This is a genomic window from Rhodococcus koreensis (genome assembly GCF_017068375.1).
Lineage (GTDB): Bacteria > Actinomycetota > Actinomycetes > Mycobacteriales > Mycobacteriaceae > Rhodococcus_F > Rhodococcus_F koreensis.
Window position 1 is genome coordinate 1,856,145 of record NZ_CP070609.1, and the last position, 21,255, is coordinate 1,877,399.

Below are 21,255 nucleotides of genomic sequence, written 5' to 3' on the forward strand. Positions count from 1 at the left end.
GGGTATTACCCCGGACCGACAGCACCGCCTCGCGGTCTGGGCGATGTGGCTCAGGCGAACCACGGGAGCCAGCAGTCGACGACGAACTCCCCACCGAGCCTGCCTGCCTCGAGCTTTCCGCCGATGTCACGGGCCTGCTCGGCGAGTCCGCGAAGACCGGCGCGCGAACCACCCGGGACTGTCGGGGGCTGGAAACTGAGGCTGTTACGGATGTCGATTCGGATACCGTTCTCGCTGGCGCCGCTGATCGAGATGCGAATCGTTTGATCGCTCGCGTACTTCTGGGCGTTGGTGAGCGATTCCTGCACGACCCGGTAGGTGACGTGTCCGGACACGGTGCCGACGTCGCCGGGCCGCAGGTCTGCGAAATAGGTGGCGTGCAGACCGGCCGCGCGGGCGGACTGGACCAGGTCGGCGACACCGTCGATGCCCTGGTGACCGCTCGCTCGACTCGCCCCGCCGGACCCCCGCAACACACCGACGATGTTCTTGAGTTCGTCGAGCGCCTCGTGCGCGGTGCTGCGTATCATCGACGCGGTGTTCGCGATCTTCTCCGGATTGCCCGCACCGCCGACCTGCAAGGCCCCGGCGAACAGGGAGATTCGGCTCAGGCTCGCGGCGAGAGTGTCGTGCATATCCCTCGCGATGCGAGTGCGTTCCTCGGTGCGGATCATCTCGTCTCGCATCGCATGCGTCTGCTCCGTCGCGCGGTCGCGACTGCGCTCGGCCTGAGCCAGTTCTGTGCGGGTGTGCTTCAGCACCGCGATCGAAACCACGATCGCCACCAGCGTCGCCGCAACGAGCCAGGGAATCCACAGTGCGATATCCCAGTCCGGCTTCGGCCCACCGACCTCCGGTCGTGTCGAACCCATCGTCAGAACCGAATTGTCGCGGGTGCGGAACGCATCGTAGGTGAGCGAGACGCCGCATGCCAGGAACACCGCTGTCGCTGCCGCGACCAGCTGCTGCCCCCGCTCCGTCCGGGCGAGTGCGTAGAGCGCGATCAAGGCGGCAGTGGCGTCGGTCGAGAAGAACAGCGGACCCACCAGGGCCACGCCCAGAACCAGCCACGGCCGTTCGTGCCGCCATACCAACGCGACCGCGGCACCCAGATTCAGCACCAGTCCGATCGCTATGTTCCACACCGCGACGGTCGCGGAATCGCCGGACAGACCGACCGTCATCAGCGAACAGAACACGCTGAGCGTCACCGCGCCGGTGGTCCAGACGCGGCGACGGATGATTTCAGCGGATGTTGCAGTCACGGCCATGAGGCTACGCATCGGACCGACACGTTCGCGATCGGCCGAAAGTAGGGGCCCGAACTGACTTCCGACCGAAAGTAGGAATCGATCCGGCTCTTCGGACGATCCGCGATGGGCGCCCCGTCGGGTGAACTCTCCATTGAGCGCGATCGCAGCCACGGCCTGCGGCCCGCAACCTCACCCGCATGACCCACTCACAGGAGGATCCGAGATGACGAACCCCGGTCAGCCCTATCAGAACCAGCCCTACCCTGCCCCGCAGCCGCCGAAGAAGAAGCGTCGCCTCTGGCCGTGGATTGTGGTCGGCGTTCCGATCCTGCTCTTCGGTGCATGCTCGATCGCCATCGCGTCGAGCACGGGGAGCGACGAGGGCACCACCGTCACAGCAGGTTCCGGCGACGGGGAGGCTCCCGCCGACAGCGGGCCCGCCTTCCCCGGCAAGCTCGAGGAAGACACCTCCGCGGCCGGCGGCGACACGATCACTCGCGACGGGCTCGCCTACACCGTCGCCGCGCTCGAACCGGTGAGCAGCATGATCGGCGAGTACTTGTGCAGCACCGTGACCATCAAGAACGTCGGCGACAAGCAGAACGACTTCAACGGATATGTGGATTGGAGCCTTCAGGATGCCGGCGGCGCCATTCGCGACGCGACGTTCGCGCCTGACCGCGAACTGCTGAACTCAGGGAAGATTGCGCCCGGCGGTCAGGCCACCGGCAGCGTCTGCTTCGACGCCCGCCAGGGCTCCGGCCCCGGAACCTATGTCGTGCTCTTCGAGGACACCTTCTCGCTGTCCACCGACCGCCTAGCCTGGATCAACACTCTGTAGATCCCGCATGGGCAAACGTCTGGGGGCGGGGCACGAAGCGTGCCGATACCGCTGTTCGTGCTCCGTCCCCATATTCCATTCTCCGACAAGTCAATATGCCATTCAAATGACAACGGGAACCGGAAACTGTGCTCAAGACCCCTGCCGGGCGCACTTGTCGGACGGGCCTGATACTTTCCGTTTCAACGAACCGACCGCAGGTTCGCAAATCCTGAGCAAAGGCTGATCATCTACATGTTCCGCAAGGTTTCACTCACCGCTGCAATCACTCTCGCAATCGCCGGCCTCGGATCCGGGATCGCGAATGCGGCACCCGCTACCTCGTTCGGCGCCGGTGATTACATCGTGGGGGTCGACATCGCCCCGGGCACGTACGTCGGCAGCGGCACCGTCGACGACATCATGGGGTGCTACTGGGAGCGCCTGTCGGGCACCAGCGGTGAGTACGAAGACATCATCGCCATGGACTACACCCACTCACCGAAGGTGATCGTCACCATCAAGCCGACCGACATGGTCTTCTCCTCCACGGACTGCGGAACATGGACGCCCGCTCCCGCCGCCCAACCCCAGGCCCGGCCGGCGCCCGCCGCACCGGCACCGGCACCGGCACCGTCGATCTTCGGTTCCTGACCACAGCCCCAGCAGATCGCCCCCACAAGCACCCGCGGTGGGGGCGCTCCCGAACTATCAGAGGCAGATCACTGTGACCGAACCCCTCTACCTCGACCCCGTCGCTGAGCCGGTTCCCGGAGATGCGCCCCAGACCAAGCGACTTCGGCGCTGGCCATGGATCTTCGGTGTCGTCGTCGCCCTTGCGGCCGGTGTGGGAATCGGCCTCTCGACCACCCCCAGCGAGGCAGAGAACCAGGCCAAGATCGACGCCGCGCTCGCCGGTGAGCGCGAGGCCCTGGCTGCGCAAAGCGCTGAAGTCGCGGGGAAGGCTGCCGACGCCGAGAAGGCGGCAGGCGACGCGGAAGCGGCCATGAAGAAGGCACAGGAAACGCAGGTGGCAGCAAACCAGCATGCGGTCACCGTGAACGCTCAACTCGACGAGCGGAAGCAACAACTGGACAGCCGGGAGCAACGACTCGTCCCCCGCGAAGCCGACGCTGCCCGATCGACGTTCGGCAGTGGACTCCACCGAGTGGGCGTCGACATCAATCCGGGCACCTACCGCACCACCGGCGGTCCGTACTGCTACTGGGAACGCTTGTCCGGCACGTCAGGTGAATTCGACGACCTGATTGCCAACGACGTACCCAGCGGTCCGTCCGTCGTCACGATCTCGTCGTCGGACGCCGCGTTCAAGAGCCAAGACTGCGGGACGTGGACGAAGACTGGCTAACCACGCAGCGGCCCAGAACTCAGCCCACTCCATCATGACCGCGCACAAGACCGGTCGACACATCACAAGGGAGATTTAGTGAAGCACAAGTTCGTGGGGGCGATGCTGTGCGCGTCGTCGGCGGTAGCAATAGCGGTGTCCGGCGCTGGCGTGGCCAACGCGGGCACTTACCTGAGCGGCGACGGCACGTACCGAGTCGGTTACGGCCCGCAAGACCTACAACCCGGCTTGTGGTCGTCGTCGGGTGGCAGCAGCTGTTACTGGTCGCGCACCGCATCCGACAGTTCGATTCTCGAAAATTCCTTCGGCGAGGGTTCACAAACCATCGAGATCAAGCCGGGCGACGCGAAATTCACCACCCACCGGTGCGGAGGCTGGCGTCGAGCGGACCCTGTTCCCAACCCGATTCCCGGGCTTCCGCCCATCGAAGCCGTCGACTACCGCAACATGACGACCCTCGGACTCGGCGCGGGTATCGGTTCGGCGGCTGTGGGGTCCGCTGCGATGCCGTCCATTCTCGGTGTGCTGTTGATGGCAGGATCGTCGGGCAGTTAGCCCGGACAAAACGAACAGTCCACCTACATCGACAGCACCATCTGCGCGAAGAGGCGACCCCAGACGGGGTCCATCGGCTGGTCGCGCTGGACCCAGCCCTCGACCATGGCGCCGGTGAGTTCGAGGAACGAAATCGTGGGGCGGGCGATCCAGAAGAGTTCTTCCCGGCCGACGATGGTCCCGTCGCTCGTCTGCCAGCCGAGGGCGGCGAGGCCTTCGGCGATGACGTCCCGGCGTTCGTCCGACGTGGTGCCGGCGGCGAGGGTGAGGAGCACGAGGTATCCGGCCTCCCGCTCGATGGGCTCGTCCGCCAGTGGCAGCCGGTCGAGAAGGTGTGCCCACAGCCGACGTGCATCGCTTGCCGTCGCGGAGCCGAGATTGGTGCGAATCAGTTTGCCCTTGTATTTGCGCACCAGTCCCAGGGTCTTGGCGTATTCGCGGAGCAGGTGGACCGGCCGCTGATCCGACTCGCGGTTGCTGGTGGCGGGCCAGTCGTCGAAGCCCGGCAGTTCCCGCCGCATCTCCGCCACCACGGCCGGTGGCAGGTAGCCCGCCTGGGTCAGTGTGATGCCGTCGGGACCGATGCGGTTCAGGAACCACCGCAGGTGGAATGTCGCCGCTTCGATCGTTTCGTGGATGTCGCCCAGCCGGTCGGTGAGGTGGGCGCGCTCGAGAAGCGAAAAGACTTGCGGGGCAGCTTGATGGGGGATCCGTCGCAGCAGTGCCGCGAACTTCGAATCCGTCACCGGCCCGTGGTCACGGATGACCGCTTCGATCCGCAGGCCACGGTTCACGGTGTCGACGCCGAACGATTCGGGTGCGAAGCCCGGCCCGACCCACGCCCCGGCGTCGTGATGACCGGGGTGCGACGGCGTCGCGAGGACCTTCAGCAGGTCGTCGTATCCGCCCGGTCCGCCGCAATCCTCGGGCGGGCACGCGCGGGCGCCGGCGAGGCAGGTGACGGTCGGCTCCGAGGCGTCGGTGTCGATCCGTTCGAGCACGATCGTGTGCTCCCAGCCGTCGCCGAAGTCGTACAGATAGGACAGCTGCTCCCCCGGTTCGGCGAGCACCTGATCGAGCCGCACCGCGTCCTCGCACAACTCGTCGTCCTCGTCGGCGAAACCCTCCTCGATGCTCTCGCGCATGTCGTAGCGCTCCGACGCGGGCGGCTCACCGCCGACCCACGAATGCAGGTGGCTGTCCTGCCAGCCCATGATCGTCTGCACGATCGGATGCAACTCGTGCAGCCGCAGGTTCGACGGCACCACGAATTGGCGCCAGATCGGCGGCGACACCTCGTCGAGTTCGATACGCAGGTGGTAGCCCGCGACGCGGCGTCGGCCCCGCCGTTCGGACGGCCGGACGATCACCGGCACGTCAGGAACGACGGACAGGTGTCGGCGTTTACCCGAAGCGGTCATGGCGTCATGGTAGGCGGGAGGCAGAAGTGTCCGGCACAAGTGGTGACGATAGCGTGAAGGCATGTCTGTGTCCGCACTTCTCGCAGGTCGGTACCAACTGCGGGGAGTGCTGGGCCGAGGCGGGATGGCCGACGTCCACGACGGGTGGGACCTGCGCCTCGAGCGCCCGGTCGCGATCAAGGTGCTGCGCCCCGAACTCGCGTCCGTCCCCGACACCCGCCGGCGGTTCGAGGCCGAGGCCCGGCTGGCCGCGACGTTGAACCACCCGAACGTGGTCGCGGTGCACGACTGCGGCGAGGACGCGGGAGTGGCCTACATCGTGATGGAAAGCCTGCCCGGGCGAACCCTCGCCGACGAGATCGCCACCGGACCCCTACCCGACGCGCGGGTGCGATCGATCCTTGCCGACGTGCTCGCCGCCGTCGGCGCCGCTCACGGTGCCGGGATCCTGCACCGCGACATCAAACCGGGGAACGTGCTGTTCACCGCGTCGGGCACGGTGAAGGTCGCCGACTTCGGCATCGCGAAGAGCGCGGCGTCCGACCACACGGCGACGGGACAGGTGCTGGGCACCGTGGCCTATCTCAGTCCGGATCGCATCCTGGGCACACCCGCCACGACCGACGACGACCTGTACGCGGTCGGCGTCGTCGGCTACGAGGCCCTCGCCGGGCACCGGCCGTTCGCCGGCGACAACATCCTGTCGCTCGCCCGGGCCATCACCGACGGGGCGGCCCGACCCCTCCACGAGGTGCGTCCGGACGCCGACCCGAACCTCGTGCACACGATCGAACGGGCGATGTCCCGCGATCCGCGGCAGCGGCACGCCGACGCCCAGTCGATGCGGGCCGCCGTTCTCGGAACGCCCGTCGCACACCCGCCGCCGACGAGGGCATTCACGCCCACCACATCCGTTCACCGGCCGGCACCCCAGCATCGGCGACCCGGGAGGACCGGCGTGATCATCGCCGCCGTCGCCGCTCTGCTGGTGGCCGCCGCCGTGGCGGCACTGGCCATCGCGTCGCAGAATCAGAACGGCACCGTCGGTCCCGGCCCGAGCACCACCGCCGTCGCCCCGCCCCCGGCGCCCGTGTCTCCGCCGAGCGGCACCGTCGACGTCGAACCCGTCGCACCGGCGCCGCCGGTCGACGCCCCGAAGACCGGTCCGGGAAACAGCAACGGCAACAACGGGAACGGCAAGACCAAGGACAAGGACAAAGACAAGGACGGCAACTGACCTGATCGGGATTGCCGCGGTGGGGCATGCGCCCATCAGGAGCCGCGACGCGCGTCCACCGCGGCCCGGACCGCGGGCGCGACGTCGGTCGCGAACTTCCTGACCTGGTCGAGGTCGTCGCCGTCGGTGCCGAAGACGAATGTGTCCATTCCCGTCTCCACCACGAGGTCCGTCAGTTGGCTCACCCATTGCTCAGGGGTGCCGTGGAACAGCGTGTCCGACCGACTGTCGCTCACCCGGCCGAACACGTTGTAGACGCGGACGATCGAAGCCGGATCGCGGCCGGCGTCCGCAGCACCCGCGTCGATCTTCGCGTGCATGCCCGGCAGAATCTCCGGCGGGAAATAGGAACTCGACGGCACCCACCCGTCGGCCGAGCGTCCCAGCGCCCGCAGCATTCGGGGGCCACCGACGCCCAGCCAGATCCCGATACTGTGCGCCGGGACCGGTCCGGGGTGCACGCCCTCGAGGCGGTAGTGCTCACCGCCGGAGTACACGGCACGCTCACCGGACCACATCAGGCGGATCACCTCGACCGCTTCCTCCACCGCCGTCGCGGCCTGCCCGGGCGTGCGCACGTCACCGCCCATCGCGCCGATCGCTTCCCAGAACGCACCCGCACCCAACGCCACCTCGAACCGGCCTCCCGACATCACGTCGAGGCTGGCCGCGGCCTTCGCCATCGTCGCCGGCGGGCGGAGCGGCAGGCACGCGACATCGGGAAACACCCGCACCCGTTCGGTCCGCGCCAGCAGCATGCCCATCAGCGACCAGCAGTCGAGGAATTTCGCCTGGTACGGGTGATCCTGGACGCCGATCAGGTCGAGTCCGGTCTCGTCGGCGAGCGCGGCGAGTTCGAACGTGTTGGCCAGCAACTCCACCGTCGGGGTGACGAACACCCCGAACTGCGGGGTCCTGCCGTAGTCGGTCATGGTGGCGTCCCTTCTCGGATCGCTGGACTCCCCTCGATCATCCAACACCGTGGCCGCCGGGAACACCCGGTTCGCCGCGCGGCATAGTGGGTTCATGACAGACGACACGAAAGACGCTCCCGCACCCGACGTCCGGGACGCGCCCGAACACCACCGCTTCGAAATCCGTGTCGACGATGAGCTGGCCGGGTTCACCGAATACCTGGACCACGAGAATCAGCGGATCTTCTTCCACACCGAGATCGGCGAGCAGTTCGCGGGCCGCGGCCTGGCCAGCACGCTGATCCGCAGCGCGCTGACGGAGACCGTCGGGGGCGGCAAACGGATTGTGCCGATCTGCCCGTTCGTCGCCCGCTACCTCGAGAAGCACGACGACTTCGCCAACGACGTCGACCCGGTCACCCCGGACGCGATCGAGGCGGTGCGGCACCGGGAGCGCTGATCAGGGTGCGCCGTCGGCGCCGCGAGCCTCCTCGAGCTGCCGGATGAGGGTCGCGGCGTCGTACGGCCCGGTGTGCCGGGTGAGGTCGGTGCCCGTCGCACCGAGGTAGAACGTGGGGGTCCCCCGGAAATCGCTCGACTCGGCGTCGAGTTCGTCGTCGTCGATGCGGTGACCATACGTGCCTTTGCGGATGTCTTCCTCGAACCGGTCCATGTCGAGCCCCAACTCGGCCGCGTAACCAAAGATCTCGTCCTCGGCGAGGGCGTCGCTGTTGGCGAACAGGTGGTCGTGCATCTCCCAGAACCGGCCCTGGGCGGCCGCCGCCTCACTCGCCTGGGCGGCGAACCGGGCGTGCGGGTGGACGGCGTCGAGCGGGAGATGCCGGAAGACGTAGCGGAGTTCGTCCCCGAACTGCGCTCGCACGTCCCGGATGCTGCCGGTGGCCTTGCTGCAGAACGGGCATTCGAAATCGCCGTACTCGACGAGGGTGAGTGGCGCATCCACCGGCCCGCGCACGTGATCGCGGCCGGTGGCGACGGGCCGGAGCAGGGTGAGCCCGACGACCTCCGTCGGCGGGTGCACCCAATCCGAGATCCGGAACAGCGCCCAGCCGAGCACGGTGGCGATGACGGCCGCCGTCAGGACGCCGACCCGGGCGTCGTTGGCCAGTTCGGGCGAGTCGATGGCCAGGTCGACGATGAACAGCGAGATCGTGAAACCGATGCCGGCCAGCGCGCTGCCGCCGGCGATCTGCGACAGACTCAGCCCGGGCGGCAGACTGCCGGGCCGCAGCTTCGAGAACAGGGCGGTGGCCGCGGTGATGCCGACGAGCTTGCCGACCACCAGGCCGAGCACGATGCCCCACGCCAGCGGAGACCGGGCCGCGTCCGCGAGCGTCTGCCCGGTGATGACCACGCCGGCATTGGCGAGCGCGAAGATCGGGACCACGAGGAACGCGGTGTAGGGCTGGTAGAAGCGCAGCAGCCGCTCGTTGACGGACACCGCGCGCAGCACCCCGAGCTGGGCGGCGCGCGCGTAGTCGGAGTTCGGTGACTGCCGGAATGCCCGCGTGAGCTCACCTGCCCGCTCCACCTCGCTGCGCCGCGGCGGGTACACGGGCAGGATCAGCGCGATCAGCACGCCGACCAGGGTGGGGTGGACGCCGGACTCGTAGAACGCGACCCACGTCCCCGCCGCGACGACGAAGTAGGCGACACCGCGCCACACCTCGAGCTTGCGCAACTGGACGATCAGCAGCAGCCCGACGCACCCGAGGAGCAGCGGTCCGAGCCGCAGGTTGTCGGTGTAGAAGAAGGCGATGATGGCCAGGGCGCCGATGTCGTCGGCCACCGCCAGTGTCAGGATGAACACGCGCAGCCGGGCGGGGCATCGGGGTCCGACGAGGGCGAGTGCGCCGAGCACGAACGCCGTGTCGGTGGAGACGACGACACCCCACGCACTGGCCTCGTCCCCGGTCGGGTTGAGGAGCAGGAACAGGACGGCGGGTAGCGCCAGACCCGCGATCGCGGCGAGCAGCGGCACGGCGGCGCGGGCGCGGTCGGTGAGCTCGCCGATCGTCAGCTCGCGTTTCACCTCCAGCCCGACGACGAAGAAGAACAGCGTCATCAACCCGTCGTTGACCCAGTGCTTCAGGTCGAGACCGATGCTGTAGTCGCCGATCTGGATGGTCACCGGGGTGTGCCAGAACGACTCGTACGAATCACCGATGTTGGCCCACACCAACGCGAGAATCGTGGCGACGAGGAGGAAGCCGGCCGACAACTTGTCGTCGTCGGTGTCGTCGCGGATCAGGGCCAGCCGCGCCGACAATCGTCGAAGTGTGGTGGGGCTGCTCTGCTCGACCGTCATCTGGTCCTCACTCACATTCTCGACCGCTGGTCAGCCTAACGCCGCGACGCTCGAGCCGCCCAGCTGTCCGAAGAACCCCGATCCGGCCGCGATATCATCCCGGCATGGGATCGAAGCGGGGTAGGAATCCGGGCCAGAAGCGGGCAGCAAAACAGCAGGCACGCCAGCGGAGGAACCGCTCGACGATTGTGCCGATGTTTCCCACTCCCGCCGTCGACCCGGCGCTTATCGACAACTTCGTCCAGTGGCTGCATACGGGCGATCTCCCCGTGGACACGGATCTCTTCGCGCACCTCGTCGAGTCGACACTTACCAACCTCGCACGCGGCCGCCGCGGATTCCGCGCCACCGGCTGGCTCCCCGCGGACGCGCACAACCTGCTCGATGTCGCCGACCAAGTATCCGCAGAAGCTGCCGACGACGTCGAGGACGTCGCCATGGCGATCGTCGCCTCGGCCCTGACCTTCCTCAACTATCTCGACGAAAACCGGCTGTGGACCGGCACCGAGGACAACCTCATTCATTGCATCGAGGACCTCATCGAATTCCTCGAGCCGCAACCATCCGTCCTCCTTCCCGACGACATCGCACTTCGCGCCGTCGACGAAGGAGACGAGCTTCGCGCACTCGCCTCGCTTCCGGTGATCACGACCCTTGCCGCACTCGTCGAGTGGGTCGGCACGGGCGCGCCCGTCACCTCCACCAAGGTCCCCAAACCCGTCTCGCTTCCCGATCTCGCTCGCGCATTGGGTATCGATCTCGCCGTCGACTCCGAGGGGTTTCCGCGTGCGCGGAAAATCCGCTCGATGCGCGACGTACCCGAAATGTTGGAGTATTGGGAAACCGCGAAAGAGGTCGGTCTCATCACCGTCAACTCCACGCGAGCGGTCCCCGGACCGAACGCAGAGCTGATCACCGACCGCACGACCCGCGCGCTGCCGCTGATTCGGGCAGCTGTCACCGAATACGTCCGCAGGCAACTCGTCACGGGTCAACGTCATCCACTCGACCCCACGCATCTCACCGATATCGTGGTGATCCAGGTGATCTTGGCGGGGATGACAGAGGAGCCCACTGCCAGCTCGGAAGACGCGCCGTTCGATGACGAGCAATCGCTGATGGATGACTTCGTCTACGACCGTTTGGACACGCTGGTGGAACAGAAATGGCTGACCAGGGATGACGCGTACCGAGTTCCAGCCGCGCTGCAGCCTGCAGTCCTTCGTGCCGTCCAACTCGCGAATGCAGAAAACGAGTACGCGGCATCCGGAGGGCTGGATTCACACATTACCGTGCGGATCTCGCTGGAAGGCACGCACATTCCTGTCTGGCGTCGCATTCGACTCGATGCCGCGCTTCCGCTCGCCGCTCTCCATGACATTGTCCAGTCGGCGTTCGGGTGGGAAGACTCTCATCTCCACGAGTTCTCCGCCGGACCGGCGTACTCGGGCGGCGAAGTGTTCATTCCCGCGGCCGACATCGCGCACCGTGATGTCGTGGGTACTGCCGTCCCGGAGGAGGAGGTCGCGATCGGTTTGTTGCTCAGCTCGGTCGGCGACTGTCTCACCTACCTGTACGACTTCGGTGACGACTGGATCCACCACATCGAGGTCGAGTCGGTCGACAACCCTGCACCCGACTCCCCTGCCGCGCTCTGCCTCGATGGACACAATATGGCGCCCTACGAAGATTCCGGCGGGCCGTGGGGCTGGGCGAACAAGATCGAAGCCAGCGCTGACCCGCATCACGAGGAACACTCCGAGATTCGGGAGTGGCTCGGCCTTCGCCCAGGTCAGCAACTCGATCCGACATCGTTCGATCGAGCCCGGGTGAACAAAGCCTTGGAGACGTTGTTCGTGTAAAGGGAGCCACCCGCGTCGGTGTCCGCGCATCACGGGCGGACACCGACTCAGACGTAGTTCTCGAGAACGAACTGGGTGAATCCCTTGCGGATCAGGCGCACGGCCTGCTTCTGCCCCTGACGCAGCACGGACTTAGGCACCCACACCTTCGGTTCCACCGCCATCGTGAGCTGAACCGACGTCCCGCGCGTGGTGGGGACCAGTCGGTACTCCCCTTCCTGGCACTTCTGCTTCTCGCTCTCGAGGAGCGTCCACGACATGTGCTCGTCCCCGATCCACTTGTGCTCGGCGAGCTGAGTGTCCGAGACGCCGAGAACGGCGAGCGTCATCCGCACGGTGCGAGGGCGTCCGTCGTCGAACCGGGACTCAACGACCACCTTCTTGTGCACCGCCGACCACTCGGGGATGCGTTCGACGTCCACCAGCGCGGCCATGACCTGTTCAGGGCTCGCCTCGATCTCGAACTCGCCTGATACCGACAACGCCATCTGGTGCTTCTCCTCCTCGTTTCCGGGTGCCTACGTGAGTGGCGATGCGTCCTCCAGCACGCTTTGCCACTCACCTGGCCTACAGTTCGGACGCGTAGCGCTCCAGCATGGCAGCAAGTTCCCCGGGGCGCGCGAGTGCCGCGAGATGGCCCGAGTCGATGACCTCCGGTGCGATACCCAGCCGCTCCCGGACGATCCGCTGCATGAAGTCGAGCGGAAACAGCCGATCACGACTGCCGGCGACGACCCGCGTCTTCACGAATGGCCACGCCTCCGCCTGCCACACCGTCCCGAACGGGGTGTCCGACATGACCGGCTCCTCGTGGCTGAACGCCTCCTCGGTGACGTCGTCGGGCACGTCGTGGAAGAACAGCGCCCGCAGGTCGTCGGGTGCGTCCGGGTCGCGGCCCTCCGATAGGTCGAACGCCCGCTTCGCCGCCGGCTGACCGGTGGTCTCCCACCACCGCCCCGGCGCCTCCCCCGGCGCGGGCAGCATCGGTGCCACCAGAACCAGCAGGTCGACGTCGACCTCGCCGCGCTGACAGACGATCGCCGCGGTGAACGCGGACATGGACTGCGCGACCAGCACGATCGTCCCCTCGACGTCCTCGACCGCATCGACGACGACGTCGGCGAACTCGTACTGGCCCGCGTCGTCGTCCCCGTACGGGAGGTCGACGGCGATCACCGAGTGCCCGCTCCCCTCCAGGATCGGCGCGACGCGGTGCCAGTACCACGAGTCGGAGCCGGCGCCGGGCAGCAGAACGAAGGTTGCGGGCATCTCGACTCATCTCCTGTTCCGGGACACGAACGGTCGAGATGAGCCTAAGCGCTACGTGAGCGGGAATGCGCGTCCGAGGACACTTTGCCACTCACCTGTGGGAGTGAAACGGCAGCGCAGTCGGCGGCGATACACACCATAGATCGGACGAGTCGCTCCGATCGTGCCGGGAACCACCACACACGACGAGAACCGAGCTGACATGTTCACCAACCATCTCTTCGGCGGAATGACCGATGAGGAAATCGACATCGAGATCGCCGACGAGTTGGCGGCCTGACGCAGTTCCCCCGTACGTGAGTGGCGCCGCGCACCCCGGCACACCGCGCCGCTCACGTACGAATCGCGTTCATGCTCAGCACCGGTCGGCCGGTTCACCCCTCCGCACGGCAGCCATCGCCAGCCTCTCGAGATCGTCCGCGGAGTATCCCGGCCAGCCGTGCAGCATCCGGCGCCACCGGTCCGGGACCGCCGACGCACCCCACCGGGCACCGAGCAACCCACCCGCGATCGCCGCGGTGGTGTCGGTGTCGTTGCCCGCCCGGACGGCCCGCTCGAGGGCCAGCCGAAGGTGATGCGGCCCCGAATCGTCGGCGCCGCTGATCGCCCACCACGCCGTCTGCAGGGCGTGAACCACCCAGCCGTTCTTCGGGAAGTCGGCGGGTGTGCCGCGTTCCGCCCGGTCGAGCAGCGGTCCCCAGAACTCGCCGACCTCAGCGGGCACCACCTGCAGGTATCCCCGCACCCCGTCGAACGTCCCGAACAGCACCGCGTGCCGGATCGCGTGGGACCACAGCCGGCACGCCTCTCCGGCGCGCTGATCGTCGTGGGTGAGGGCACCGATCTGGTACGCGGCCTCGGTGCACGCCTCGGCGTCGTCGAGATACGCCAGCGCGACCGGGGCCGTCCGCATCAGCGAACCGTTGCCGCCCTTCCTCCCCGTGATGCTGCGTGCCCGCTCCTGCATGGCCGCGGCCGAGCCGTCGCGGGCCGACAGCACGGCGCGCGTCTGATTGCCGACGTCGGGCGGGTTCGAATCGATCCACCGAACGAACTGTGCAGCAACGGCATCCAGTCCGTCATCCCGGCCGATATCCACTCCGGACGCTGCCACCTCCGCGACGGCTACGGCCATCGATGTGTCGTCGGTCCACTCCCCCGGCGCCCAGTCGAACATGCCGCCCCCGACCATGTCGATCACCGCATCGGCCGCCGGGGTGGTGAACTCGTATCCCGCCCCGAGCGCGTCGCCCGCGGCGGTGGCAATCAATACGCCTGCGGCTCGGTCGGTCTGGCGTTCGGTCAACTTCACAAATCCCCCTTAGATCGAATTCGCTCCAATATTAGAGCACTATCGATCTAACATGCAAGACTTCTGCGTGTCGGCACGTCGGCGTAGCGTCACGTAAACACTGTCGACGGAGGAGTGCTCATGTCGGGCGAACTGTCGTTCTTCGAACTGGGTGTGGCCAACACGGAGCAGGGCCGAAAGTTCTACTCGGCGTTGTTCGGCTGGGAATTCGAATCGGGACCCGGCGGATCGGGATATTCGATCGCCACCCCGAACGTGCCGGGCGGGATCCACGGCGGCGACGAGGGCGCCGGCCCCTACGTCTTCTTCCGGGTGCCGGACCTCGACGCCGCAGTCGAGCACGTTCTGGCACTCGGCGGCACAATCGACGCCGTGGATCTGGGTGACGATCCCGAGTCGGTAGCAAAATTCGGGCGATTCAAGCTCTGCCACGACGACCAGGGGTCCGCCTTCGGTCTGCACGAACCACCCTCCGGCAACTGAATCAGCGCGCCCGGAACGAGGTTCCCGGACGCGCTGATTCGGATCGATCGGTTACGGCTCGTTCGGTGAGTCGCCCCCGCCCTCGTCACCCCGGTCTCAGTTCACGACCGAGCTACACGACGGCCCACTGCCTCGTGTGAACGATCACCGCCGAATCAGGGATTGACCGTCCGGCCTTGATCGTCGTTGACCGGCGGCTGCTGCGCGGAAAGACCGTCGTCGGGGCCGTCGCACCAGTTGTCGAATTGGTTGTACGGATCGGTGCCCCACGCCGGGACGTTGTTCTCGTACGGTTCCGCCCAGTCGTCGCACCCGATCGGACCATTCTGCGGGAACCCGGGTGGCATCGGCTGAATGACATCCGGCCTGCGCACCGGCACCGCCGAGTCGAGACTGCCGCCCCAGGCGACACCGGACGCTCCCAATCCGATCGAAGCCGCGAACACTGCCACCGCGGCGACCCTCCTACCCATTCTCATGATTGCCTCCGTTGGTTTCATGGCCTCCCAGGCTGCGATACCCAGAAACCCGAAAAACAATCCTCGACGAGGGTGTTTCGTCCAGAAAATTCGACGATCAGTCGGTTTCGGGGCGGCAGCGCACGTACATCTCGGTCACCGACGTCAGCACCTGCTTGCCTGACCCGTTGAGAATCTCAGTCGCTACGGTCACCAACGCCCGCCCACGACCGTCCTGCTTCACGTCCTCGATCAGCAGGTTCCCGGTCAGCACGTCACCCGGCCGCACCGGCCGGAGGAAGTTGACGTCGCGCATCCGGCTCCCTGCGATGACGCTCCAGCGCGCGTAGAGAGTGGTCGCCGACAGTCGCTGACACACCGCAATCGTGTGGACACCACTCGCGATGAGCCCACCGAAATAGCCCTCGTCTGCGGATTCACGGTCGATGTGGAACGACTGCGGATCCCACTGCCCCGCGAACTCGAGCACCTCCTCCTCGGTCACCGTGTACGAGCCCAGCTCGAACCTCTCGCCGACCCTGAGGTCGTCCGCATAGACGACGTCAAGCTTGCTGTCCACCACAAACCGTCCGATCATTCGCTCGCGCCTCCACCAACACGGAGACTCCGTCGAGGATATGACCGCACGACGGCTGCAGCGACAGCGCCCTGCCGCCGGCCGCAGAAGACGATCGTTAGACAGTATGAGGGTATGGGCTGGGGCCCACTCCACATGTGAACGTGGGTTGCCGACAGGAAACGGGTCCTGGCCGGTAGAGCCACAAGATGTGGGAGGCCCCAGCAATGAATCAGCGTACGAGTGTCGGATTGGATGTGCACGCACGATCGGTCGTCGCGTGCGGCCTCGACGGGCGGACCGGTGAGCTGTTCGAGCGCCGATTGACGCCCGATCATCGCGACATACTCGAGTGGATCCGGTCGTTGCCGGATCCGGTGAAGGCGACGTACGAGGCCGGGCCCACCGGGTTCGGGCTGGCCCGTTTCCTGGACACGGTCGGCATCGAGTGTCTGGTGGCCGCGCCCTCGAAGCTGCAGCGCCCGTCCGGAGATCGGGTCAAGACCGACGCGCGAGATGCACGGCATCTGGCGAGATTGCTGCACCTCGATCAGATCACCTCGGTCACGGTGCCGAGCGTGGCGCAGGAGGCCGCCCGGGATCTGGTGCGCGCGCGTGAGGACGTCCGCCGGGATCTGATGGCGGCCCGGCACAGGCTGTCGAAACTTCTTCTGCGGCAGGGGATCGTCTACTGCGGAGGGCACGCGTGGACGCAGGTGCACGACACCTGGCTGCGCAGCCAGCACTTCGATGAACCCGGTCTGCAGTTGGCGTACGAGACCGCGTACGACACCATGCTCGCCGCCGTCGGCCGGCGCGACCGTTTGGATGCCGCGATCACCCGGATGGCCGCCGACAGCGCCTACACCCCGGTGGTGACCCGGCTCGGGTGCCTGCGGGGGGTGTCCACGTTGACCGCGTTCGGGCTGGCGGTCGAGATCGGGGACTGGCACCGGCTGACCGGCCGCTCGATCGGCGCGTACCTGGGACTGGTGCCCACCGAGTCGTCCTCGGGCGCCTCCCGCTCGCAGGGGGCGATCACCAAGACCGGCAACGGGCACGCGCGCCGATTGCTGATCGAGGCCGCCTGGCATCACCGGCAGCCCTATCGTGCCGGGGTGGATCTGCGGCGCCGCTGGGACAAGGCCTCACCGGCGGCCCGAGCCCGCGGGCAACGAGGCAACCGGCGCCTGCACGAGCGCTGGGCCGGGTTCGACGCCCGCCGCAAGCGTCCCGTGCTGGCGAACACCGCCATCGCCCGCGAGCTCGCCGGGTGGTGCTGGTCGTTGGCCGTGCTCGACGACTGACCCATGGGGCCTTCCCCCGTCGCGGGCCATTCTGGTCGTTTGCTCGTCGGGCGGCAAGGTCGGTTCTCCTCGCTTGCGCTGCGGGGACTCCACCTTGCCCCCGCTCCCTCGGCGACGACCGATGGGGGCACGGACCGGGGGCCGAAGGCCCCCACGAACGTCCCGGATGATACACGGTTGGTGACAACAGCGCCTGGGAGTGACCCGCGAGAGAACTATGAGCAATCCTCAACTGCACGTTGGGATCACGCTCGAGGTTAGACCAGCGATCCACTCCAGCCGAACAACTGTCTTTGCGGTAGCCAACCCGCGCATATCAGACTTCGACAACGCGTCGACAACCGACACGCTCGCCACCAACCAACAGATTCATCCGGGGCCACCCGAGGCGGACGTCCCTCGACGACGGTCCTGGACGTCCGCCTCCTGCTGCCCTCTTGACAAATCTGCGTCCATATCAGTTCTCGTCGTACCGCGGCCAGCCCGGATACGGAGCAAGCGTCGGGTATGGGGCGTCGTGCGGGAGGTCCCACTTCGTGGGCCGATTCGACGGCCCGTCCGGCATCCGGTTCAGGCATTCGAGGAACGCATCTTGATTTCGTGCGCTCTTTACGTGGTCAACTACTCTCGCCTCGCCGAATACATCGGCGATCGGAGCACGTTCAGGACCTTTCGCCGATTGGATGCCGGTGCTCGAGTCTTTCATCGAAATCTCCACCGTTTCCGCCACGATATTTGTCGTTCCGACGTTGAAGAATCTTCCGTCGTCGCCCTCGCGCATCACCGAGTAGTCGCCTGTGCACACGGTCGCAAACCAACCGTGTTCGGTCGGTGTCATCCAAAGCAGATGTTGAAACTGCGTACCGACAAAGTTTCGCCTCGCCAGATCGTGGGGGTTGCCGTAGTCGGTCCGGAGACTCTCGTCCACAGCTTTCGAGAACCCCGGATATCCCGCGCCCGAGGTAAGGGCCCTGACTGTCAGGTAGTACGACTCCACGTACGCCCTGACAACTGTCGCCGCGGGGGTGAACAAGTCGATGCCGGGATCCGCCGACCAACGGTAGTTGTAGTCGATGTTGTCGGGAATGGAATACGTAGCAGAGTCAACTGCCGGCGACACGACTGGTTCTCGTGTCGGCTCGGATCCGCACGCCGACAACAAGAGAATTGCAGCGATCGTATGGATGCCCAGCCGCCTCACTGCCCGTACCTCAAGTCCTTCACCTGATCACGGCCCGCGTTCAATGCGTCAATGAAATTGCCCAGTCCCGTGATGCCCGAGTCCGTCATGTATCCGACCAAGCCGGACTGCAGCAGAGGGAGTCTCTGGTAAGGATTTTCAGCGCCAATCTCGTCGTATGAAAGCAGTGGGCCATTCTCGCCATCGCGAAACAGATCGAGCCCCTCGTACGGTTCCAGGGCCCCACCGTTCGCCGCCTGCAAACCCAACGCAATCTGGTAGTACTGATTTGCCAGCAAGGCGTTGTCGGCGAAGTCAGTGTTCGCCTGAAGTGTGCTGTCCGGTATGGAGCCCATGACCGCGCTCTTGAACGTCGGGTCGGCGAGATCGATTCCGCTCGAAATCAGAGGGCCTGCGACGGGAATGAATTCGACGCCCTTGCTGATAACTGTCCTGATCGTGTCGTAGGCAACCCCCTTGCTCTCGAAACCGGCTGCGTTCTAGGAGGTTTCGTCGCCGAGTCGGTCGGCGAACTCGAGATCGAACCCCTTGTCCACCACGCCCTGAAGATTGCCCGCCCATCCCCCGTACTGGTAGTGGGGATTCTGATGTGTCTGGCCGTCGACAGCCCATGCCTGTTCCAGTTGCGCCGACACTCCCAGGGCCTGCGCGTTGAAGTAGCCCGCCGCGTCGGCGTTGGAGTCGATCACAGAGAAGATTCGCGGCACTTCCTCCAGCCGCAAGTGCGCATGTCCCGATTCGCCGCTGAAGGCATTGGTTCCGGTAAAGGACTCGGGCACCCCCACCATATTGCCGATGTAGGGTGCGAGTGATGTGCCCAAAGCCTGGGTGATTTCGGGGTTTACCTCGCCGATGGCCTGGCCTTTCATCCCGGGGATGTCGAGGAGTTCGGCGTCTTTGGCCGCGAGGATCTGTGCCAGCCCGAAGGCCGATTCGCCGGCTTGCTGCGACCGGAACATCTCTCCGGGGTCCGACGGATCGGAGGGTCTGGCGTCGCCGGCGATCCAGTCGAACATCCCGGCGACGTTCTGTTCGCCGCCCTCGGCCCAATCGCGCTGGAGCAGCGGCATGACGACGTCGTCGCGGTTGTAGCCGGTCGGCATGCCTTCACCGGACAGGATGTTGTGGACGGCGACGTGATCGCGGCCACCGACCCCGATCATGTCCTGCAGGAGTGTGTCGACGCCGTCGCGGCCCAGGACGTTGTGGTCGAAGGAGTCGCCGATCAGCAGACTCTTGTCGTTGGTGGCCGACGCGATCTCGCCGGCACGGGAGAGGAGATTCTCGCTCAGCTCACTGCCCTGCTGGACGGCAGGGTCCGCGAGTCCGAACGCCTTGGTGAATCGTGCCAGGTCGTGGCCGTTGTTGACGACCATCGACTGCTGCGGGGCGTCGTGTGCGCCCTTCGCGAGGTTGCCGGTCGACGTCACCGGTCCCTCGAACAGCCCACGAAGACTTTCCGGGATGTGACTCTGTCCGCCGACGTCACCGGCTGCACTGCCGACGTTGTAGTTCGACACGACGGCGAGGCCGTTGGACAGCGCGCTCGCGGCCTCCGTGCGACCGTTCTCGCTGTACTGCTCTGAGAGTGCGAGGAAGCCGTCCTTGCCGGCTGCGGTGTAGAACTGCTGGAGGAAATCCATAGTTCCCTGCGGAATGTCGGTGACCTTGCCGCCGTCGGCCAGCGTCTTCACTTGTGCTGGGGTGAGCCCGGCGGCCGCGATCTCCCGCGCAACGCGGTCACGGACGTCCTGCGGAATGTCGGAACCGCCTCGCGCGACCAGCTCGCCCAACTCGGTGCCCTCGTGCCCCGACAGGCCCGCCGACGCGGGGGCGCTCGCCGCGACGGCCCCGAGGGCGTCCCGGATCGCCGTCGCCATGTCCCGATCGGCGTTGTCGAGTTCCGTCAGTGCCCCATCGAGTTGGCTGCGCCAGTATTCCATCAGGTCGGCGTGCTCGGCGGCTTCGGCGTCACTCATCGTCTTCGGCCGACTGACGATCTGCCAGTCGTCGGAGACGGTGCATCCGTCGGTCGCCGCTTTGTCGATCACGGCGGCGACGTAGTCCCGTGCATGACCGAGGCGATCGGCCCCGCCCACCAGGGCGGTCGACAGATCCTCCAGATCGTCTGCGAGCCGACGGAATTCCGTCCGCTCGGTGTTCGCCCGCTGCTCGGCGGCCGCCTGCGACGGGCCGCGCCAGTCGTCGTGGAGGCCTAGATCCGCGACGACCCGATAGACGTCCTCGGCCCGGCTTCGCGTGTCTTCGGCGGTCCGACCGATTTCCTCGCCCGCTGACCTCAGGTCCTGCGGGTTCCAGACGTGCAGTTGCGACCTCGGCGGAATCACATCTCCCCCATCGCCGACAGCTGCGAAGCGAACGCCGTGTCGGTGACGTCGTAGTTCTCGTCCCCGTCACCCGCGATGAACGCCATCTCGTCGATGCGACTGGCTGCCACGCCGAGCGCGGACGCGAGAATGTCGCCGGCGTCCCGGCACGCGGCGGCGGTGTCGGACCCCTCGACGGCCCGGCCCGCGTCGTCGAAGCTCCGCCGGCCGCCCAGCGCCTCGACCTCACGGGCGATGGCGCCGAGCGAACCGGACATCGCACGGAGCATGTCGGGGTCGACCTTGACGACCGTGACGTCCGGTCCGCCGAGCACCGGCGGCAATCCTGGGACGCTCGCCAGCGGAGGCTGCATCGCGCCTGTTCCGTCCAGTGAACCGATGACACTGTCCGGCCACGTCATATCGCCCTCTGACATCGACTTCCCCCTGTTATCTGCATCGAGGTCCACCCCTGGACCCGGGCCACCGAATGCTCGGCGACCGTGGAGAGAATAGCGGACCACCCTCACACGGACGTGTGACCACGACACGGTTGTGCAT

The 21,255-nt window shown here is 66.5% G+C and carries 20 protein-coding genes and 1 pseudogene; 9 read left to right on the forward strand and 12 right to left on the reverse strand.

Annotation, left to right across the window (positions count from 1 at the left end; genetic code table 11):
* Positions 1-50: 50 nt before the first annotated feature.
* Positions 51-1,271, reverse strand: a complete 1,221-nt coding sequence (locus tag JWS14_RS08640) for a sensor histidine kinase (protein ID WP_241031295.1) — start codon at positions 1,269-1,271, stop codon at positions 51-53.
* Positions 1,272-1,476: 205 nt separating this feature from the next.
* Here JWS14_RS08640 and JWS14_RS08645 point away from each other — a divergent pair, with 205 nt between their 5' ends.
* The 4 genes from JWS14_RS08645 to JWS14_RS08660 all read left to right on the forward strand — a co-directional run bounded on the left by JWS14_RS08645 (position 1,477) and on the right by JWS14_RS08660 (position 3,997).
* Positions 1,477-2,094, forward strand: coding sequence for a DUF4352 domain-containing protein (locus tag JWS14_RS08645; RefSeq protein ID WP_095865831.1), 618 nt, complete (start codon positions 1,477-1,479; stop codon positions 2,092-2,094).
* A 234-nt stretch (positions 2,095-2,328) separates the two neighbouring features.
* Positions 2,329-2,727, forward strand: a complete 399-nt coding sequence (locus JWS14_RS08650; RefSeq protein ID WP_241031296.1) for a hypothetical protein — start codon at positions 2,329-2,331, stop codon at positions 2,725-2,727.
* Between the two features lie 73 nt (positions 2,728-2,800).
* Entirely contained in the window at positions 2,801-3,442 is a 642-nt protein-coding gene (locus JWS14_RS08655) for a hypothetical protein (RefSeq protein ID WP_095865832.1), read from the forward strand.
* Positions 3,443-3,520: 78 nt separating this feature from the next.
* A complete protein-coding gene (locus tag JWS14_RS08660) occupies positions 3,521-3,997 on the forward strand; it encodes a hypothetical protein (protein WP_095865833.1) in 477 nt (158 codons plus the stop codon).
* Between the two features lie 23 nt (positions 3,998-4,020).
* Here JWS14_RS08660 and JWS14_RS08665 read toward each other — a convergent pair whose 3' ends face one another.
* The gene (locus JWS14_RS08665; RefSeq protein ID WP_206012893.1) at positions 4,021-5,418 is read right to left on the reverse strand and encodes a plasmid pRiA4b ORF-3 family protein; all 1,398 of its coding nucleotides are present in this window, start codon (positions 5,416-5,418) and stop codon (positions 4,021-4,023) included.
* A gap of 61 nt (positions 5,419-5,479) precedes the next feature.
* On the opposite strand from JWS14_RS08665, the gene JWS14_RS08670 reads away from it, so the two are divergent.
* Positions 5,480-6,655 carry a serine/threonine-protein kinase gene (locus JWS14_RS08670; RefSeq protein WP_206012894.1) on the forward strand — a complete coding sequence of 392 codons (1,176 nt, stop codon included), beginning with the start codon at positions 5,480-5,482 and terminating at the stop codon, positions 6,653-6,655.
* A 35-nt stretch (positions 6,656-6,690) separates the two neighbouring features.
* On the opposite strand, the gene JWS14_RS08675 is transcribed toward JWS14_RS08670, so the two are convergent.
* Positions 6,691-7,587 carry an LLM class flavin-dependent oxidoreductase gene (locus JWS14_RS08675; protein ID WP_206012895.1) on the reverse strand — a complete coding sequence of 299 codons (897 nt, stop codon included), beginning with the start codon at positions 7,585-7,587 and terminating at the stop codon, positions 6,691-6,693.
* Between the two features lie 94 nt (positions 7,588-7,681).
* On the opposite strand from JWS14_RS08675, the gene JWS14_RS08680 reads away from it, so the two are divergent.
* Positions 7,682-8,029 (forward strand): GNAT family N-acetyltransferase, encoded by a 348-nt coding sequence (locus JWS14_RS08680; protein ID WP_095865926.1) that lies wholly within the window; start codon positions 7,682-7,684, stop codon positions 8,027-8,029.
* Here JWS14_RS08680 and nhaA read toward each other — a convergent pair whose 3' ends face one another.
* Complete coding sequence (gene nhaA / locus JWS14_RS08685; RefSeq protein WP_206012896.1) at positions 8,030-9,898, reverse strand: Na+/H+ antiporter NhaA; 1,869 nt, start codon at positions 9,896-9,898, stop codon at positions 8,030-8,032.
* 194 nt (positions 9,899-10,092) lie between these two features.
* Between nhaA and JWS14_RS08690 the strand changes: the two genes are divergently transcribed.
* Positions 10,093-11,760 (forward strand): plasmid pRiA4b ORF-3 family protein, encoded by a 1,668-nt coding sequence (locus JWS14_RS08690; RefSeq protein WP_241031297.1) that lies wholly within the window; start codon positions 10,093-10,095, stop codon positions 11,758-11,760.
* 47 nt (positions 11,761-11,807) lie between these two features.
* On the opposite strand, the gene JWS14_RS08695 is transcribed toward JWS14_RS08690, so the two are convergent.
* From JWS14_RS08695 to JWS14_RS08705, 3 genes are all read right to left on the reverse strand, one after another.
* The gene (locus JWS14_RS08695; RefSeq protein ID WP_206012898.1) at positions 11,808-12,248 is read right to left on the reverse strand and encodes an SRPBCC family protein; all 441 of its coding nucleotides are present in this window, start codon (positions 12,246-12,248) and stop codon (positions 11,808-11,810) included.
* 79 nt (positions 12,249-12,327) lie between these two features.
* The gene (locus tag JWS14_RS08700; protein ID WP_206012899.1) at positions 12,328-13,029 is read right to left on the reverse strand and encodes an alpha/beta fold hydrolase; all 702 of its coding nucleotides are present in this window, start codon (positions 13,027-13,029) and stop codon (positions 12,328-12,330) included.
* A 355-nt stretch (positions 13,030-13,384) separates the two neighbouring features.
* Positions 13,385-14,341 carry an ADP-ribosylglycohydrolase family protein gene (locus tag JWS14_RS08705; protein WP_206012900.1) on the reverse strand — a complete coding sequence of 319 codons (957 nt, stop codon included), beginning with the start codon at positions 14,339-14,341 and terminating at the stop codon, positions 13,385-13,387.
* Positions 14,342-14,461: 120 nt separating this feature from the next.
* Between JWS14_RS08705 and JWS14_RS08710 the strand changes: the two genes are divergently transcribed.
* Complete coding sequence (locus JWS14_RS08710; RefSeq protein ID WP_072944180.1) at positions 14,462-14,824, forward strand: VOC family protein; 363 nt, start codon at positions 14,462-14,464, stop codon at positions 14,822-14,824.
* A gap of 155 nt (positions 14,825-14,979) precedes the next feature.
* Here the strand turns inward: JWS14_RS08710 and JWS14_RS08715 are convergent, their stop codons facing one another.
* Positions 14,980-15,303, reverse strand: coding sequence for a hypothetical protein (locus tag JWS14_RS08715; RefSeq protein ID WP_095865841.1), 324 nt, complete (start codon positions 15,301-15,303; stop codon positions 14,980-14,982).
* A gap of 97 nt (positions 15,304-15,400) precedes the next feature.
* Positions 15,401-15,880 carry a MaoC/PaaZ C-terminal domain-containing protein gene (locus JWS14_RS08720; RefSeq protein WP_206012901.1) on the reverse strand — a complete coding sequence of 160 codons (480 nt, stop codon included), beginning with the start codon at positions 15,878-15,880 and terminating at the stop codon, positions 15,401-15,403.
* 206 nt (positions 15,881-16,086) lie between these two features.
* On the opposite strand from JWS14_RS08720, the gene JWS14_RS08725 reads away from it, so the two are divergent.
* Positions 16,087-17,166, forward strand: coding sequence for an IS110 family RNA-guided transposase (locus JWS14_RS08725; protein WP_241031290.1), 1,080 nt, complete (start codon positions 16,087-16,089; stop codon positions 17,164-17,166).
* Positions 17,167-17,623: 457 nt separating this feature from the next.
* Here JWS14_RS08725 and JWS14_RS08730 read toward each other — a convergent pair whose 3' ends face one another.
* From JWS14_RS08730 to JWS14_RS08740, 3 genes and pseudogenes are all read right to left on the reverse strand, one after another.
* A complete protein-coding gene (locus JWS14_RS08730) occupies positions 17,624-18,367 on the reverse strand; it encodes a hypothetical protein (protein ID WP_206012902.1) in 744 nt (247 codons plus the stop codon).
* Positions 18,364-20,715 (reverse strand): annotated as a pseudogene (locus JWS14_RS08735) (WXG100 family type VII secretion target). Before JWS14_RS08735 ends, JWS14_RS08730 begins: the two are co-directional and overlap by 4 nt.
* Positions 20,712-21,116 (reverse strand): hypothetical protein, encoded by a 405-nt coding sequence (locus JWS14_RS08740; RefSeq protein ID WP_206015950.1) that lies wholly within the window; start codon positions 21,114-21,116, stop codon positions 20,712-20,714. The pseudogene JWS14_RS08735 and the gene JWS14_RS08740 overlap by 4 nt, the downstream one beginning before the upstream one ends.
* Positions 21,117-21,255: the final 139 nt, after the last annotated feature.